Annotated in this window: 8 protein-coding genes and 1 pseudogene; 7 read left to right on the plus strand and 2 right to left on the minus strand. The window is 71.6% G+C overall.

Features of this window, described 5'->3' with window-relative positions; genetic code table 11:
• Nucleotides 1-42 precede the first annotated feature (42 nt).
• The 6 genes from ACZ3I3_RS32975 to ACZ3I3_RS33000 all read left to right on the plus strand — a co-directional run bounded on the left by ACZ3I3_RS32975 (nt 43) and on the right by ACZ3I3_RS33000 (nt 14,967).
• Nucleotides 43-1,323, plus strand: a complete 1,281-nt coding sequence (locus tag ACZ3I3_RS32975) for an MFS transporter (protein WP_467371004.1) — start codon at nt 43-45, stop codon at nt 1,321-1,323.
• Nucleotides 1,323-4,664: a type I polyketide synthase gene (locus tag ACZ3I3_RS32980; protein WP_467371005.1), complete on the plus strand. Its 3,342-nt coding sequence runs from the start codon at nt 1,323-1,325 to the stop codon at nt 4,662-4,664. The genes ACZ3I3_RS32975 and ACZ3I3_RS32980 overlap by 1 nt, the downstream gene beginning before the upstream one ends.
• Nucleotides 4,661-12,007, plus strand: a complete 7,347-nt coding sequence (locus ACZ3I3_RS32985; protein WP_467371007.1) for a MupA/Atu3671 family FMN-dependent luciferase-like monooxygenase — start codon at nt 4,661-4,663, stop codon at nt 12,005-12,007. The genes ACZ3I3_RS32980 and ACZ3I3_RS32985 overlap by 4 nt, the downstream gene beginning before the upstream one ends.
• A gap of 186 nt (nt 12,008-12,193) precedes the next feature.
• A complete protein-coding gene (locus tag ACZ3I3_RS32990; RefSeq protein ID WP_467371008.1) occupies nt 12,194-13,399 on the plus strand; it encodes a glycoside hydrolase family 64 protein in 1,206 nt (401 codons plus the stop codon).
• A 207-nt stretch (nt 13,400-13,606) separates the two neighbouring features.
• Entirely contained in the window at nt 13,607-14,278 is a 672-nt protein-coding gene (locus tag ACZ3I3_RS32995) for a hypothetical protein (RefSeq protein WP_467371009.1), read from the plus strand.
• A 125-nt stretch (nt 14,279-14,403) separates the two neighbouring features.
• Nucleotides 14,404-14,967, plus strand: coding sequence for a snapalysin family zinc-dependent metalloprotease (locus tag ACZ3I3_RS33000; RefSeq protein WP_467371011.1), 564 nt, complete (start codon nt 14,404-14,406; stop codon nt 14,965-14,967).
• A gap of 86 nt (nt 14,968-15,053) precedes the next feature.
• Here ACZ3I3_RS33000 and ACZ3I3_RS33005 read toward each other — a convergent pair whose 3' ends face one another.
• Nucleotides 15,054-15,773, minus strand: coding sequence for a transporter substrate-binding domain-containing protein (locus tag ACZ3I3_RS33005; protein ID WP_467371013.1), 720 nt, complete (start codon nt 15,771-15,773; stop codon nt 15,054-15,056).
• Nucleotides 15,774-16,014: 241 nt separating this feature from the next.
• Here ACZ3I3_RS33005 and ACZ3I3_RS33010 point away from each other — a divergent pair.
• Nucleotides 16,015-16,143, plus strand: a pseudogene (locus ACZ3I3_RS33010) (dihydrofolate reductase family protein); the annotation flags it as partial.
• A 22-nt stretch (nt 16,144-16,165) separates the two neighbouring features.
• Here ACZ3I3_RS33010 and ACZ3I3_RS33015 read toward each other — a convergent pair.
• Nucleotides 16,166-17,326, minus strand: coding sequence for an oxygenase MpaB family protein (locus ACZ3I3_RS33015; protein ID WP_467371014.1), 1,161 nt, complete (start codon nt 17,324-17,326; stop codon nt 16,166-16,168).
• Nucleotides 17,327-17,355: the final 29 nt, after the last annotated feature.

The raw sequence follows: 17,355 nt of genomic DNA on the forward strand, positions 1-17,355 counted from the left end.
CTCACTCCAGTCACACCCTTCATGCAGACCAGGGGAAGGTGCATGAGGTACTTCCGTCTGCTCGTCCTGGGCAACGGCATTTCGGCGTACGGCAGTTACCTGAACATGGTGGCGCTGAACGTCTTCGTCTACGACGCCACGGGCAGCGCGCTGGCCGCCGGCCTCTTCATGGCTGTACGCCTGGCGACCAGTGTCGTGTCCGGCTGGGTGAGCGGGCGGCTCGTCTCCGTCCACGACCGCAAGCGCCTGATGGTCGGCGCCGACCTGTGCCAGGCCGTGGCCCTGCTGTCGCTGCTGCTCGCCCCCGACGGCACGCGCCCGGGGCTGCTGTACGTCCTGGCCGTGGTCACGGGCGGCTGCTCGACGCTCTCCCAGGTCGCCCTGCGCAGCAGCATCCCAGAGATCGTCGGCGCCGAGCACCGGGTCCGGGCCAACGGGCTGCTGGTGACGGGGCGTTCACTCGCCATGATCGCCGGGTTCGCCTCCTCGGGCGTGGTGGTCGCGGAGCTCGGCTACTCGGCGGCGTTCGCCCTGGACGCCGGGACCTTCCTGGTCTCCGCGACCGTGCTGTCCCTGCTTCCGGTCCGCACCAGGGCGGCCACCGACTCCGCGGGCGACGGCTCCGGGAAGGATTCCGGCGCCGCGAAGGGCTCCGGCGCCGCGCGCTGGACGGCCCGGATGCTGCTGGGCACGGCACCGCTGCTGATGGCGATGATCGCCATCCGGGCGGTCGACGGGCTGGGCTCGTCCTCCCACAACGTCGCCCTCCCCATCTACTCCAGCGGCCTGGACCCCGACCATCCGGCCACGTTCATCAGCCAGTTCTGGGCCACCTGGGCCATCGGCAACATCGTCGCCCAGCAGGTGATCGGCCGGGTCACCAAGAAGACCGGGCGGACACCGGGGGAGCGGGCGTTCGCGCTCGGCGCCTGTGTGATGTCCGCCGGGTTCATCGTGGTCTTCAGCGGGCTGCCGACCGTGCCGGCCGTCATCGCCGCGCTCGTCGCCGGAGCCGCCGACGGATTCACCGAGATCGTCTACGTGTCGAGGCTCCAGACCGCCCCCGACGACCAGCGCGGCCGCCTCTTCGGGCTCACCGCCTCGGCCGAGAACACCGGCTTCGGACTGGGCATGCTGGTCAGCGGCGCGCTCCTGGAGACCTTCTCGCCGCTCCAGGTGGTGGCCGCCTTCCACGGCCTCGCCATCGCCCTGTGCGCGGCACTGCTCCTGTGGCTGGTCAGCCGGGGCAGGACGACAACCGCCCCGCCCGCGGCAGAAGCCGCCGGCCGCGACACACCGACCATGACGGAGGAACGCGGCTGATGGACGCCAGCGACCCGGACCCGCGGATGGCCGTCATCGGCTTGGCCTTCCGGCTGCCCGGCGCCGACACGCCCGAGGACTTCTGGCGCATCATCCGGGACGGCACCGACCGCATCACCCGCTTCACCGACGAGGAACTCGCCGCCGCCGGTGTCCCCGCCGAGGAGTACGAGGCGGAGGACTTCGTCGGCGCCTCCGGCCTCCTGGAGGACATCGCCGGCTTCGACGCACAGCACTTCGGGATGAGCCCACGCGAGGCCCGGCTCACCGACCCGCAGCAGCGCATGTTCCTGGAGTGCGCCCAGCACGCCCTGGAGAACGCCGGCTACCCGGACGAACGCGGCGGCACCCGCGTCGGTGTCTACGCCAGCAGCGGATACCACCTGTACACCTTCCAGAACTACCTGCTCAACAACGTCCTGCCCAGCCATCCCACGTCCGACTGGGTGGCGAACATGCAGATCACCGTCGGCAACTACGCCGATTTCGCCGCCACCCGCGTCGCCTACCGGCTGGGTTTGACCGGCCCCGCCGTCAACCTTCAGACGGGGTGCTCCAGTTCGCTGGTCGGCGTGCAGGCGGCCGCCCAGTCGCTGCTCATGGGCGACTGCGACATCGCCCTCGTCGGCGCCACCGCCGTCCACGTTCCGCAGGTCCTGGGCTACCGCTACGTCAAGGGCTCGATCCTGTCCAGGTCCGGCCGTCTGCGGGCCTTCGACGCCGGCGCCGACGGCACCGTGGGAGGCACCGGCGTCCTGGCCGTCGTACTGAAGCGGCTGGCCCGGGCGGTCACCGACGGCGACACGATCCACGGTGTCATCCGCGGCTGGGGCGTCAGCAACGACGGCGCGGGCAAGTCGGCGTTCACCGCGCCGAGCGCCCAGGGCCAGCACGCCGCCATCCGCCAGGCGCTGCGACGCGCGGACGTCGGCGCGGACACCATCGGCTACCTGGAGACGCACGGCACCGGCACGCTCAAGGGCGACCCGATCGAGTTCGAAGGCGCGGCCGGTGCCTACCGCGAGGACACCGACCGCGCCGGCTACTGCGCCCTCGGCTCGGCCAAGGCCAACATCGGCCACCTCGACGCCGCCTCCGGACTGGCCGGACTCGTCAAGGTCCTGCTGGTCCTGCGGCACGGCGTGATCCCGCCGATGGCGAACTTCAGCGAGCCCAACCCCCTCATCGACCTCGATGGCAGCCCCTTCTACATCCCCCGGGCCGCCCGGCCCTGGCCGGCGGGCGACACACCCCGCCGCGCGGGCCTCACCTCACTCGGCGTCGGCGGCACCAACGTCCACCTGATCCTGGAACAAGCCCCGGAACCCGTGCCCAGGACCGGCTCGGCCGCGCCTCCCGACGTGCTGCTCGTCTCCGGAAGCAGCCCACAGGCCCTCGCGGACAACGCCCGGGCCTTCCGCGACCGGTTACGGCAGCCACCCGCACCGCACCTGTCGGACCTGGTCACCACCGCCGCCCTCGGCCGCACCCACGGCCGCCACCGCCTCGCGGCCCGAGGCACCACCCCGGCAGCCCTCGCCGACGCCCTCGACGCCTGGCTCGCCGGAACCCCCGCAGCGGCGCTGACCACGGGGACGACCCCCGCGGAGGGCGCCCCGCGCGTGGCGTTCCAGTTCACCGGCCAGGGCAGCCACTACCCCGGCATGGCCGCCGCCCTCTACGCGCGTTTCCCCGCCGCGCGTGAAGTGCTCGACAGCTGCGAACAGCACTACCGCGACCTCACCGGTGACTCCCTGCTCGCGGCGCTGTGCGGGGAGGACTCGGGGGAGGCGCCACTCGTGGGCACGGACACCGCTCAGCCCGCGCTGTTCGCCCTGCAATGCGCCCTCGTCCGGCTGTGGCGCGACTGCGGTGTCGAACCGTACGCCGTGACCGGGCACAGCGTCGGGGAGTACGCCGCGCTGTACGCGGCCGGAGCCCTGCCGCTCGAGGACGGGCTGCGTCTGACCGCCGAACGCGGCCGGCTGATGCGGCAGCGCTGCGCGCCCGGCGCGATGGTGGCCGCTCCGCTCGACCAGGCGAGCGCCCTCGCCCTGGTCGCGGAGGTTCCCGGTCTGGAGGCGGCCGTGTCCAACGGGGACCGTGCCCAGGTCCTCGCCGGTCCCGTGGCCGCCGTCGACCGGGCGTGCGAACTGCTGGACGAGCGCGGCACACCGGGTCAGCGGCTGCCGGTGACCCGCGCCTTCCACACCGCCTTGATGGAACCGATGCTGGAGGAGTTCCGGAAGGCTCTCGACGATGTGGACTTCCGCCCGGTGCTGCTCCCGTTCGTCAGCGCCCTGGACGGTGTGACCCGCCCGCCCGGCTGGGTCCCCGACACGGACCACCTCCTCCGGCACACCCGCGAGCCCGTCCGGTTCGACGAGGCGTTGCGCGCCATCGGCGCCGGGCAGCCCGACGTACTGCTGGAGATCGGGCCGCACACCACCCTCAGCAGTCTGGCGCACCGGGCCCTGCCCGGCGTACGGGCCCTGCCGTCCCTGCGGCGCGGCACCGGGCCCGGCGCCCTCTGGAGTGCGGCCGCGGGGCTGCACTGCGCGGGAGCGGACGTCGCCTGGGAGACGCTCCTGGCCGGCAGCGGCGGCAGACGCATCCCGCTGCCCGGATACCGATTCCAGCACCAGGACCACTGGACGGGGCCGGCGCCGACGGCCCTCAGCACGGGAACATCAGCGAGCAAGGGAGCCGAAGTGGTTCAGCAAGAGGCAGCGGTCGCACGCGTACTGCACAGCATCGTCGAGGCGACCGCCCGGCATCTCGGCGGGGATCCGTCGGCGATCGTCGGTGACGCGAACTTCTTCGACCTCGGCGCCGACTCCTTGCAGATGATCAGCGTGCTGCGGGAACTGGAACAGGAGCACCAGGTCAAGGTGACCATGCGGCAGTTGCTGGAGGAGACGGGCACGCCGCGGCGGCTCGCGGAGTTCATCGTGGCCCGTATGCCGGACGCGGGCATCACGGCGGTGGGCGCCGCGGGCACGGGTTCCACCGGGGTGGGCGCATCGCAACCACGCTCCGCGGCCGACCCCGAGCCCGCGGTTGCCCCACCGGCGCCGGCGCCGGCTGCCACACCAGCTCCCGCCGCGCCTCCTGCTCCTGCCCCGACTCCCGCACCAGCTCCCGCCGCGCCTCCCGCTCCGGCCCCGGCCGCCGGTGCCCCGGCTCCGGACTACGCGACCCGCGACGAGCTGGAGGACCTGGCCGACAAGATCCAGCAGATGTCCCGGATACAGCTCCAGATGATGTCCCAGCTCTCCCAGCTGCTCGCGCTCCAGACGGCCTCGGTGACGGACCGGCTCAACGGCAGGGTGGCCAAGTGAGCGGGCTGAACGGCATATCCGCCGCACTGGACCGTGACCTGGCCGCGATGGAGGAGCTCTCCCAGCAGATCGCCCAGCAGATCGGCGACGAAACCCCCGACCCGGAGCGGCGATCCCCGGAGCCCGCGCGCGTCCACGGCCCCCGGGTGTCGGTCGCGAGGAACTCCGGCATGGTGCGGGACGCCTCCCCGCACGCCCAGCAGAAGCACCTGGACGACCTCGTCCGCCGCTACACCGCCAGGACCCCCACCTCCAAGCAGATCGCCCAGCGCTACCGCCGCGTCCTGGCCGACAGCCGTGCCGTCGTCGGCTTCCGCAGCGGCACGAAGGAGATGCTGTACCCGATCGCGGGCCGCCGGGCGAGCGGGGCGCGGCTGGAGGACGTCGACGGCAACGAGTACGTCGACATCACCATGGGATTCGGCGTCCTCCTCTTCGGCCACGAGCCGGACTTCGTCACCGAGGCCGTGCGCGAGCACCTGTCCCGCGGTATCCAGCTCGGCCCCCGCGCCATCGAGACCGGCGAGGCGGCCGAACTCCTCGCCGAACTCACCGGACTGGAGCGCGTGGCCTTCGCCAACTCCGGCACGGAGGCGAACTCGGCGGCCATCCGCCTGGCCCGCGCCGCCACCGGCCGCGACAAGATCGTCACCTTCCTGGGCGCGTACCACGGCCACGCCGACAACGTCCTCGGCCGCTCCTCGGGCAGCGGCGCCGACCAGATCACCGTGCCCGTCTCCAGGGGCATCCCGCAGGCCTCCGTCTCGGATCTGCTGGTCCTCGACTACGGCAGCGACGCCGCCCTGGAGGCGATCACCCGGCACGCCGACGACATCGCAGCGGTCGTCGTGGAGCCGGTGCAGAGCAGGCACCCCTCGCTTCAACCGGCCGAGTTCGTCCGCAAGCTGCGGGAGCTGACCCGCCGCCACGGCATCGTGCTGCTCTTCGACGAGATGCTGACCGGTTTCCGCCCCGCCCCGCGCGGCGCGCAGGAGCTGTACGGCGTGACCCCGGACCTCGCCACCTACGGCAAGCTCCTCGGCGGCGGCTTTCCCATCGGTGCCATCGCGGGCCGCGCCGACATCATGGACGGTGTCGACGGCGGCTACTGGTCGTACGGCGACGACAGCTACCCGCCCGCCGACACGACGTTCTTCGGCGGTACGTACATCCAGCACCCGGTGTCGATGGTCGCCGCCCGCGCCGTCCTCACGCACCTCAAAGAGCAAAGTCCGCACCTCCAGGAGCGCCTCAACGCGCGTACCGCGGAACTGGCCGCGACGCTCAACGGCTTCTTCGAGGCCGAGGAGTACCCGCTGCGGATGACCCACTTCGGCTCCCAGTTCCGCTTCGAGCACCGGGCCGACATGGAGCTCCTCTACCACCACCTGATGCTGCGCGGCGTGCACGTCTGGGAGTGGCGCAACTTCTTCCTGTCCACGGCCCACTCGGACGGTGACATCGAGTTCGTGGCCGACGCCGTACAGGACTCGCTGCGCGAGCTGCGGTCGGCGGGGTTCTTCCCGGGTGAGCGGCCTGTGATGCCGAAGGCCGCGCCCCCGGCTCCGACTCCGTCTCCGGACCCGGCACCTGTACTGGACCCGGCACCCACCGCCGCGCCGGCGCCGACATCCGCCGCGCCCGTGGCGTCCATGGCCTGGAACACCGCGGCGGTCACCGGCTCCCGCACGGCACGCGTGGCCGAAGCCGCCCCACGTACCGCCGAAACCGGCCCACGTACCGCCGACTTCAGCGTCTACTTCTTCGGCGACTACCCGCAGGACGCCTCGGCGCCCCGACACGGCCAGTACGAGCTCCTGATGGAGGTCGCCCGGTTCGCCGACCGGCACGGCTTCCACGCGCTGTGGATGCCCGAGCGCCACTTCCACTCCTTCGGCGGCCTGTTCCCCAACCCGGCGGTGCTCGCGGCCGCGCTGTCCCGTGAGACCGAGCGCATCCGTCTCAACGCCGGGTCCGTCGTCCTGCCCCTCCATGACCCCATCCGGGTCGCGGAGGAGTGGTCGATGGTCGACAACCTCTCCGGCGGGCGCGTCGGTATCGGTGTCGCCAGCGGCTGGAGCTCCAAGGACTTCGCCTTCTTCCCGGACCGTTTCGGCCGGCACAAGGAGCTGATGTTCGAACAGCTGGAGGAGGTGCGCAGGTTCTGGCGCGGAGAGGCGGTGCGCCGCACCACCGGTGACGGCGAGGCCGCCGACCTGCGGCTCTTCCCCCGGCCGGTGCAGGACGATCCGCCCATGTACACCGCGGTGGTCGGCAACCCCGCCTCGTACGAACTGGCCGCCCGCCACGGCCTGGGCATCGTCACCAACCTGATGACCCAGAGCGTCGAACAGCTCACGGAGAACATCGCCCGCTACCGGAGCGCACGGGCCCGGCACGGCCTGGACCCGGACGCCGGGCGGGTGGCCGTCCTGCTGCACACCTACCTCGCGGAGGACCACGACACCGCGAGGACGGAGGCGTACGAACCGCTGTCCCGCTACATGCGCGCGTCCCTGTCCCTGTTCAGCGGCGTCACCAACAGCCTCGGGCACAGCGTCGATCTGGCCGCGCTCAGCGAGGACGATCTGGAGGCCGTGTTCCACCGGGCCTACGGCCGCTACTGCGACCAGCGCGCCCTGATCGGCACGGTGGACACGGTCCGCCCGGTCGTGGACGCGGTGACCGCGGCGGGTGCCGACGAGATCGTGGCACTCGTCGACTTCGGTGTCGCACCCGACGAGCTGCGCTCGGGCCTGCCCCGCCTGGACGCACTGCGCCGCGACTACCGCCGGCCGTCCACTGCCGAACCTGCCCCCGCCGACGCTCCCTTGTCACCCGGCCAGGAGCGGATCTGGTTCCTGGAGCGCCTGCTCCCGGGGCGTACCGCCTACAACGAGGTCAAGGCGGTCCGCCTCGACGGCACCCTCGACGTACCCGCCCTGCACGCGGCACTCCGCGGGCTCGTCGCCCGGCACGAGGGCCTGCGCACCGTCTTCCGGGAGACCGGCGGTGAGCCGCGTCAGCTGGTACGGGCATCCGCCGAGCCCGACTTCGAGGTCGTGGACGGCACCGGCAACCCCCGGACCGCCCTCCAGGACGTCCTGGCGGCCGAGAGCGCTCGCCGCTTCGACCTGGCGGAAGGCCCGCTGTTCGTCACCCGGCTCGTCAGGCTCGGCGAGGCGGAGCACGTCCTCGTCCTGTCCCTGCACCACATCGTGGTCGACGCGGCCTCGGCCACCGTCCTCGCCCGTGACCTGTCCGCCCTCTACCGGGCCGAACGCGACGGCACCACCCCCGACCTTCCGGCCCTCACCTGGAGCTGTGCCCAGCACGCGAGGGAACAGGCGGCGTCGGCGAACAGCCCCGAGGCCGAAGCGGACCTGGCCCACTGGCGCCGCACCCTCGGCGGCGACCTGCCCGTCCTCGCCCTGCCCACCGACCGGCCGCGCCCGACGCCGATGACCTCCAACGGCCGGGCGGCGTTCCACACACTCGACCCCGAACTCTCCCGCCAGGTACGCGAGTTGAGCCGGGGCCGCCGCGCCACCCTGTTCATGACGCTGCTCGCCGGATACGCGGCGACGCTGCACAGGATCACCGGGCAGACGGACATCGTCGTCGGCACCCCGTTCTCGGACCGGACCGAGCGGGTCGAGCACGTGCTCGGATTCTTCGTGAACACCCTCGCGCTGCGCTTCGACCTGTCCGGCGACCCGGCGTTCACCGCGCTGCTGGACCGGGTGCGCTCGGTCGCCCTCGACGCGTACGACCACGCGCGGGTGCCGTTCGAGAAGGTCGTGCGGGAACTCGCCCCCGCCAGGGCGGTCGACCGGACACCGGTGTTCCAGACGTTCGCCGAGTTCCAGCGTGCCGAGCCGTTCCGTTTCGACCTGCCCGGAATCGAGGCCACACCGCTCGACGTGGGTCCGGACAAGGCGCTGACGGACCTCACCGTCTACTTCACCGACCAGCCGCAGGGCATCCGCTGCCATCTGGAGTACAACACCGACCTGTTCGACCAGCACACCGTCGAGGGGTTCTTCGCCACCTTCCGGGACCTGCTCACCGCCGCGGTCGCCATTCCCGAGGCACCGCTGTCGCGGCTCGCCCCGGCCGCCGTGGAGACCGCCGCCGTGGGGGAGCCCGTACCGCGGTCCTGGCAACGCGGCCCGGCCCGCCCGCCCGCGGACACCACCGTGCACGCGCTCGTCGCCCGGCAGGCAGCCGCGCGACCGGACAGTACGGCCGTGATCAGCGGCGACAGCCGCCTCACCTACCGCGAACTGGACGAGCGTGCCGGACAGTTGGCCGCAGTCCTGCGCGGGCAGCACAGCACAGCCGACGGCGACGCCGACGTGGTGGCGCTGTGGCTGCCACGCTCCGCCGACCTCGTCGTCGCCATGCTCGCCGCGCTCAAAGCGGGCCGCGCCTATGTGCCGCTCGACCCGTCCCTGGGGCGGGCACGCGCCGAGCAGGTCATCGCCGAGTGCGGGGCCCGGACTGTGGTGTCCACGCACGACGAGGCCGCCGCGCTGAACCTGCCCGGGCACGTGAGCGTCGTACCGGCCGATGCGACCGGCCGCACTGACCCGCCTGACACCATGCCCGCCTCCGACACCCGGTCCGCGTGCTGCGTCCTGTACACCTCGGGCAGCACCGGCACCCCCAAGGGCGTCGTGCTGACGCACCGCGGCGTGGTCGACCTGTGCGAGTGGCAGCACCGGCGCTTCGCCTTCACCCCGGCCGACCGCAGTGCCGTGGTGTGCAGCCAGAGCTTCGACGCCTCGATTCTGGAGATCTGGCCGGCGCTGACCGCGGGAGCGTCGGTCACGATCGCCGGCGAGGAACCGCGCAGGGATCCGCTCGCCCTGGCCCGGTGGTACGTCGAGCAGGGCGTCACCTTCTCCATCCTCCCCACCGCCCTGGGCGAACAAGTGCTCCGCCTGCCCCCGGCAGACCAGCCGCCCCTGCGTCACCTGCTGCTCGGCGGCGACGTCCTGCGCACCCGCCCGCGGCCCGGGGCGCCGTACGAGACGGTGAACGTGTACGGGCCGACCGAGGTCACCGTCCTGTGCACCACCGAGACCGTGTCCCCGCGTGAGCAGGACCCCGCCCGTCCCATCGCGCTGGGGCGCCCCGTCGACAACGTGACGCTGAGCGTGCTGGACGCCGCCGGCAGCCCGGTGCCCGTGGGCACGACGGGGGAGTTGTACGTCGGCGGCCCCGGAGTCGCGCACGGCTATCTGCACCGCCGTGAACTCACCGGGGAGCGCTTCCTGCCTGACCCCGACGGCGGCCCGGACGCCCGCAGGTACCGCACCGGCGACCTGGTCCGCTGGAGGGACGACGGAAAACTGGAGTTCTGCGGCCGGGCCGACGACCAGGTCAAGATCCGTGGCTTCCGGGTCGAGCCGGAGGAGGTCTCCCGCGTGCTCAACGCCCTGGACGGCGTGCGCGAGGCGGCCGTGCTGGCCCGCCGCAGCGACCGGGGAGAGGCGTATCTGGCGGCCTACGCCGTCCCCGCCGACCCGATCGGCGCCTCGGCCGACGACCGGCAGGCGCTCGCCGACCTCCTGGCCGAGGAACTGGCCGCCCGGCTCCCGGAGTTCCTGGTGCCGCGCGCCTGGCGGATCCCGGTCGCCCTGCCCCTGACGGGCAACGGCAAGCTGGACCGCGCCGCGCTGCCGGCGCCCGACCTCGTCACCACGGCACCGGGCCGCAGTCGGAGCGGCACCGGCGGGGACCGGACGTCCGGCCATCGCCCGGACATCGAACGGCGCGTACGACGCCTTTGGGCAGCCGAATTCGGCATCGACGCCGACACCGTCACGGCCGACACCTCCTTCTTCGACCTGGGCGGCCACTCGATCACCGCGATGCGGCTGGTCAACCAGGTCCGGGAGGAGTTCGGCACCGAGTACCCGATGCTGAGCTTCTACCAGGAGCCGACACTGCGGGCCATGACGACCCACCTGGCCGAAACGCTCACGGAGATGACACCGGACCCGGTTGCCGAGGCCGGAGACGCCCCCGGCACGGTGGAGCACAGGGCACCCGCCACCGCCCAGCAGACCCGCTTCGCCACGGTGCACGCCGAACACCCCCTCCCGCAGGTCTTCAACGTCGCCCTGCGGATCACCCTCTCCGGAGACCTGGACGTCGCGGCCCTGCGCACCGCCCTCACCCAGCTCGTCGAACGGCACGAGGGACTGCGGACCCGCCTGTCCGCCAGCGGGAACGGCTGGGAACAGCAGGTCCTGCGGCCCGGCCCGGTCCAGTTGCCGATCGAGGACCTCACCGCACGCCCCGAGCACGAGCGGCGACGGGCCGTCGACCAGGCGAGCACCCGGGCCGCCGATACACCCGTCGACCCCACCCGCGGCACACCGATGGCCCTGCGGCTGCTGCGCACCGGCGAGCACACCTGGGTGTTGCTCCTCGTCCTGCACCACTCCGCGTGCGACGGTTGGTCCGTCAGCCTGCTGCTGAAGGAACTGGCCGCGCTCTACGGCTCCGCCCTGCGGGGAGAGGAGGCCCATACCCTGGCACCCGCGCCGTGCCAGCCGGCCCAGTACGCCCGTTGGCAGCGGGAACAGGCCGACGGAGCCGGCGACGAACGCAAGCTGGACTTCTGGCTGCGCGAGCTCGACGGCGTGCCGTTCACGGTCGGCCTGCCCGTGGACCGGCCCCGGCCCGAGCACCCCAGCGGCCGGGGCGGCGCCGTGATGTTCACGGTCCCCGCCGATGTGCGCTCTGCCGTCGAACACCTCGCGCGGCAGCGGGGCACGACGCCGTTCGTGGTCACCGCGGCCGCCTTGGGCCGGCTGCTCGCGCAGAAGTCCGGGCAGTCCGACGTGGTGTTCAACATCTCCTACGCCAACCGTGAGCGCCGCGCGTTCGAATCCTTGCTGGCCTGCACGATCTCGGGCTTCGCGCTTCCGGTGCGGGGCGGCGCGGCCGGTGCCTTCGCCGACCTGACGGACCGCGTCGCCCGTACGACGGTGGAGTGCATGGACCAGGCCATGCCGGTGCGCCGGATCGCCCCCGCGTTGCAGGAGCGCACGGGCGTCGACGTACCGGACCGGCTGGACGTCGGCTTCGCGTACCAGAGCTCCCTGGACGCCGAGGTGGAACTGCCCGGCCTGACCACAGCGGTGGAGGACTTGGCCCCCGCCGCGTCCCGCACGTTGCTCACCTTCGGCCTCGTCCCGGCCGGCGACGAACTGAAGGGCTTCGTCGAGTACTCGGCCGACCTGTGGGACCGCACCACGATCGAGGCCTGGACCCGCGACTACGTCGATCTCCTCCGCGAGGAGACCGACCGGGCACTCGGGCACTGACCACTGTCCGTGACGCCGCCCCCAGCCGCCCCGGGCGGTCGGCGTCACGGACAGCCACGCCGGACCGTGGGACGCACACAACTGGGCATCCGTCCCGCCGCATTGACAGGTCCGGACCAAAGCGGCACGCTCTGAGAGCGCTCTCACCCCTTCCCGGATCGGCCACCTGTCGAACGGAGACAGAGCATGTTACGCACGCTCAGACGCAGCCTCGCGGCTGTCGGGCTGTCCCTCGCGACGGCCCTGACCGGCTCACTTCTCGCGACCGGAGCGAGTACGCCGGCCCACGCCGCCGTCCCGGCGACGATCCCCCTGAAGATCACCAACAACTCGGCCCGCGGCGAGCAGGTGTACATCTACAACCTCGGCACCGACCTGTCGACAGGACGGCAGGGCTGGGCCGACGCCAACGGCACGTTCCACCCCTGGCCCGCGGGCGGCAATCCGCCGACTCCCGCCCCCGACGCGTCGATCCCCGGCCCGGCGGCGGGCCGGTCGACCACGATCCGCATGCCGAAGTTCTCCGGCCGCGTCTACTTCTCCTACGGCCAGAAACTCGTGTTCAGACTCACCACGGGCGGCCTGGTCCAGCCCGCCGTGCAGAACCCGTCCGACCCCAACCGGAACATCCTGTTCAACTGGTCGGAGTACACACTCAACGACGCGGGCCTGTGGATCAACAGCACACAGGTCGACATGTTCTCCGCACCGTACGCGGTGGGAGTGCAGCGGTCCGACGGAACCACCGCGAACACCGGCCGCCTCAAGCCCGGCGGCTACAACGGCTTCTTCAACGCCCTCAGGGGGCAGCCCGGAGGCTGGGCCAACCTGATCCAGACCCGCGCCGACGGCACCGTACTGCGCGCCCTGTCCCCGCTGTACGGCCTGGAGACCGGCGCGCTGCCGGCCACCGTCATGGACGACTACATCAACCGCGTCTGGCAGAAGTACTCCACCTCGACCCTCACGGTCACCCCGTTCGCCGACCGGCCGGGCACCAAGTACTACGGCCGGGTCTCCGGCGGCGTCATGAACTTCACCAACAGCGCCGGTGCCACCGTCACCAGCTTCCAGAAGCCGGACGCCTCCTCCGTCTTCGGCTGCCACGGGCGGCTCGACGCGCCGAACGACCAGGTCCGCGGCCCGATCTCCCGCACCCTGTGCGCCGGCTTCAACCGCTCCACCCTGCTGGTCAACCCCCAGCAGCCCGACTCGAATGCCGACGCCTTCTACAAGGACGTCGTCACCAACCACTACGCCCGCAAGATCCACGCCCAGATGGCCGACGGCAAGGCGTACGCCTTCGCGTTCGACGACGTGGGCCACCACGAGTCCCTCGTGCACGACGGCAACCCGCGCCAGGCCTACCTCACCCTCGACCCCCTCAACTGACCTGGGCTCCGACCGCCCAACTCCGGCTCACCACAGCACTGTTGAGTCTTCATCATTTCTGGAAATCAATTACAACTTTGCTTTTCCTTGGTGTAGATGGACTGCGGTTTACGTGAGCCTCATGGGCACCAGGCGGTGACTGGACACCCTCCTGCACCAGGGGGGTGTCGTCACTGTCCCCCCATGCAAGGGTGAGAGGCACCAACCATGACGAAGAACCGCACAGTGCGCTACGGCAGCCGCACGCTGGCGCTGACGGCGACCGCGCTCGGAGTGATCGCGACGGCCGTACCCGCAGCGGCCGAGGAACAGCCCACCGCCGAGCAGATCATGGCCGACTGCGCGTCCGGGGAAGGCAAGTGCACCTTCAACTCCCCGCAACTCGGCCGGGCGTACCTCGGTGAGCCGCGCCAGGTCTCCGAACTCCTCTACAACTGCACCGACTCGCCCGCCTCCCAGTCGATGTCCTGGGCCGACACGGTGGGCTCCTCCCACTCGGTGGGCGGCTCGGTCACGGCGGGCGGGGGCATCGAAGGCATCATCACGGCCAGCGTGACCGCGACCTACAACTACACGTGGCAGAGCTCGCACACCGAGACGAGTTCCTTCACCGTGAACGTGAAGCCCGGAGAGGTCGGCTGGATCTCCCGCGCCCAGGTGATGCGGCAGATAACGGGCACGTGGCAGACCCACTACGACGACCCCAAGTGGGGCCACTACTACTGGTTCGTCCCCGACGTGGTCACCGGCCCGGCCCCGAACGGTACGGACGGCAAGCACAGCGCGGTCGTGGTCAAGTCCCGCAAGATGACGGCCGAGGAAAAGAAGCTGTGCTCCACGGGTTCCACCCGGGGCAAGCTCTTCACGCAAGAGGCCTGAGCGCGGCCCGTACCTCCCGCTGCTCGGACCGCGGACGCGATTGACGGATTCGCCTCCCTGTCCGCGGGGCAGTGAGCCAGGGAATGTCATGAGCACGACTGCCTTCCCCCACAAGGAGGTCGATCATGTACGTCCGTACGCTCACCGGCGGCCTGGCCGCTGCCCTGGTGCTGTCCGTTTCCCTGACGGGTGGCCAGGCCGTGGCCGCTCCCCCCGACGCGGAGGATGCCCCCCTGGCCGCCCGTGTCCTTCTCTACGACGCGGGCGGCTCCGCGGAGTTCAAGAGCGCCGTCGACCGGGGCGCGGCGATCTGGAACGAGAGTGTCGACGCCGTCGAGCTACGGCCGGCCGCCGCCGGGCAACGCGCGAACATCCGCGTCCTCGCGGACAACGGCTGGCCGCGGGCCCTGCCCACCACCCTCGGCAACGGAACCGTCTACATCGGGCGCCAGGCCGTCGACCAGGGCTACAACACGATCCGCATCTCCGCCCATGAACTCGGGCACATCCTCGGCCTGCCCGACCGCAAGCCCGGACCGTGCTCGAGCCTCATGTCCGGTTCCACCGCGGGCACCTCCTGCACGAACCCGTATCCGAACGCGGCGGAGAAGACGGAGGTCGAGGAGAACTTCGGCGGCGCACTCGTCGGACGAGCCCCGGCGGCGAATACCGAGGTGATCGTGGACTGACACGGCCTCCACGAGGCGGCACAGGCCAAGTGCCGCCTCGTCGCCCCACATTCCTGCCGGGGGCGAGCGCCACGAGGAGGACGGTGCTACGGCACGACCGGTGCCGCGAGGTTCTCGGGCTGGCCCGCGCGGCGCAGCGAGTCGGCGACGAAGCCGTCGCTCTTGAGCTCCTCGACCAGCTCTCGGAGGAACCGTATGGTCTCGGGCCGCCGAGTGGTGGTGGTGCCGACGGCTTGGCGGATCTCCATGAACTCCTTCTCGATCAGCCGCACTTCGGGGTGTGCTTCGGCGTAGGCGGTCATCGGCTGCCGGATGCCCGCACCTGCCTCGAGGCGGTGCGCGGCGAAGGCGTCGACACCCTCGTCGCCGCGAACCAGGGTGGCGTGGCGCAGGGTTCGGGTGAGGTAGAGGTCGTAAGCGGATCCGGCTTTCACGCCGATGCGGATGCCCGGCGCGTCGACGTCCTCGGGCGTCTTCAGACCGGACTCCCGGGGCACGGCGTACACGCCCTCGATGAGCACGTACGGGGCGGTGAAGGCGACTTCCGTCTCGCGGGCGGGCTCGATCGCGAGGAAGCAGACATCGGCCCGTCCACCGGCCATCGCCTCGAACGAGGCGCGCGCCGCGTCGAAGCAGAGGAACTCCACGGGCACCCCGAGCCGGGCCGCGATCTCCCGGGCGAGATCGACGGTGATGCCGCTGGGCGCTTGCGGCGTCCCTTGGGCGAGGACGGGATTGCCGAGGTTGATGGAGGCGCGCAGGACACCGGTGGGGGCGAGGTCGGCGGCGAGAGAGGGAAGGATCATGCCGCGAGTGTAGGTTCCTGGTCCGACGGCCAGGCCGGAGCGCTGCTGACCGCTGACCGCTGACCGGCCGGCCTACCGGACGGGGTCATAGACGAGGGCCGGCGTGCCGGGCTCGCCCGCGGGCTGACTGACGAGCGCCATTGCCCCGCGGCCAGTCCGTCGTCGAAGAGGCGTGGTCCGCCGCCGAGGGAAGACCGGGAAGATCGTGAGCGCCAGCCGGTCGACCTCGTGACTCGGATCGTCGCTGCGCCTCGCGCCCGTCGTGCTGGGCGCCGGGACGCCCCTGTTCACCGGCGGAGCGCCGCGCACGCTGGGGCAGCGGGGCGTGGTCTCGACATCGACCGCGACGCACTTGGCCTACGACGTCCTGCGACGACCTCGACGCGGGGTGATCAGGAGACCGTCGGGGCCGGCGGGTTCCAGCGGTGGGTGCGGGGCACCGTGGGGGAGATGCCGTAGTCCTTCTTGAGCTGTTCGGGGATGGCGTAGTGCATGACGCGTCCGCGGGTGAGGGAGGACAGCTCGAAAATGGTCGTCAGGTGGCCGAGACGGTCCAGGGCCCAGGCACCGAGCGGCGAGCGGTCTTCGACGGTTTCGAGGATGCCGAGGAGGTGGGGTACGGCCTTGACGACCGTGTCCCACGGGGTCTGCGGCACATGGAGCCAGTCGGCGCAGGTGTTGCCGATGAGGTGGCGGATGAGGGCGGAGACGATCGGGTCGAAGAAGGTGCCGGGCACGACCTCCTCGTAGAGGTCGATGAGCTGGCGGGTCAGGCGGGCGCCCTCCTCCGAGGGCCCCATGTGCCGGATCATGTACAGATCGAGGAAGGCGCGGGCCTCCTCGAGGGACTTGGGGACGGCGTCCTGGTCGACGCCGAGCATCGCGCCGACGACGCGCCAGGCGTAGTAGTAGGCCTCGGCGCCTTCCTCGGACATGTGGATGCCGAGGCGGTGCAGGCTGTCCAGGACGAGCAGGGAGAAGAACATCTGCCCGCCGATCATGTCCTCCTGGCAGATCGGCGTTCCCAGCGCGGTGGGGTCCCACATGCTCTCCCGCTGGAGGTGGTGGCGGATCGAGGCGTGCAGCAGGCGCACCTTCTGCGCGGCGGGGACGAAGCGGCCGCCGGCCTCGAAGGCGTCGGGCTGCATCAGGTAGACGGTGAACTGGCCCGTCTCCGCCATCCGTTTGGAGGGGTAGTCCAGCCCGTGCGTGGCCGACAACAGCTTCGCCACGTGGGGGACGACGTAGCAGGCGGGCATGGAGGCGAAGGACAGCGCGGTGGAGATGTGCACGTTGTTGTCGAGGAAGAACAGCCGGGCCTTCTCCATCTCCGCCCAGTCCACCCAGGGCGGCGGGACGCGGGTGGCCTCCAGGTACTCCCGGGCGACATCGGGCAGCCCGTCGGGCAGGGGAGCGCCGGCGGTGGAGACGTAGCGCATCAGCGTGTTGAACACACCCACCTGGCCGCGCTCGAAGAGTGCGGCGACGGTGGCGTCGGCGAGTTCGTCGCCGACGTGCCGCAGGGCGTCCATGGACGACTCGGTGTAGGTCACGGTTCGGGGCTCCTTGTCTTCGGGACCGG

This window comes from Streptomyces sp. NPDC016851 (assembly GCF_055562795.1).

Excerpts from the sequence above, each read along its gene's own strand:
- ACZ3I3_RS32975 (WP_467371004.1), top strand. The coding sequence starts at position 43 with ATGAGGTACTTCCGTCTGCTCGTCCTGGGCAACGGCATTTCGGCGTAC.
- ACZ3I3_RS32995 (WP_467371009.1), top strand. The coding sequence starts at position 13,607 with ATGACGAAGAACCGCACAGTGCGCTACGGCAGCCGCACGCTGGCGCTG.
- ACZ3I3_RS32990 (WP_467371008.1), top strand. The coding sequence starts at position 12,194 with ATGTTACGCACGCTCAGACGCAGCCTCGCGGCTGTCGGGCTGTCCCTC.
- ACZ3I3_RS33005 (WP_467371013.1), bottom strand. The coding sequence starts at position 15,773 with ATGATCCTTCCCTCTCTCGCCGCCGACCTCGCCCCCACCGGTGTCCTG.
- ACZ3I3_RS33000 (WP_467371011.1), top strand. The coding sequence starts at position 14,404 with ATGTACGTCCGTACGCTCACCGGCGGCCTGGCCGCTGCCCTGGTGCTG.
- ACZ3I3_RS32980 (WP_467371005.1), top strand. The coding sequence starts at position 1,323 with ATGGACGCCAGCGACCCGGACCCGCGGATGGCCGTCATCGGCTTGGCC.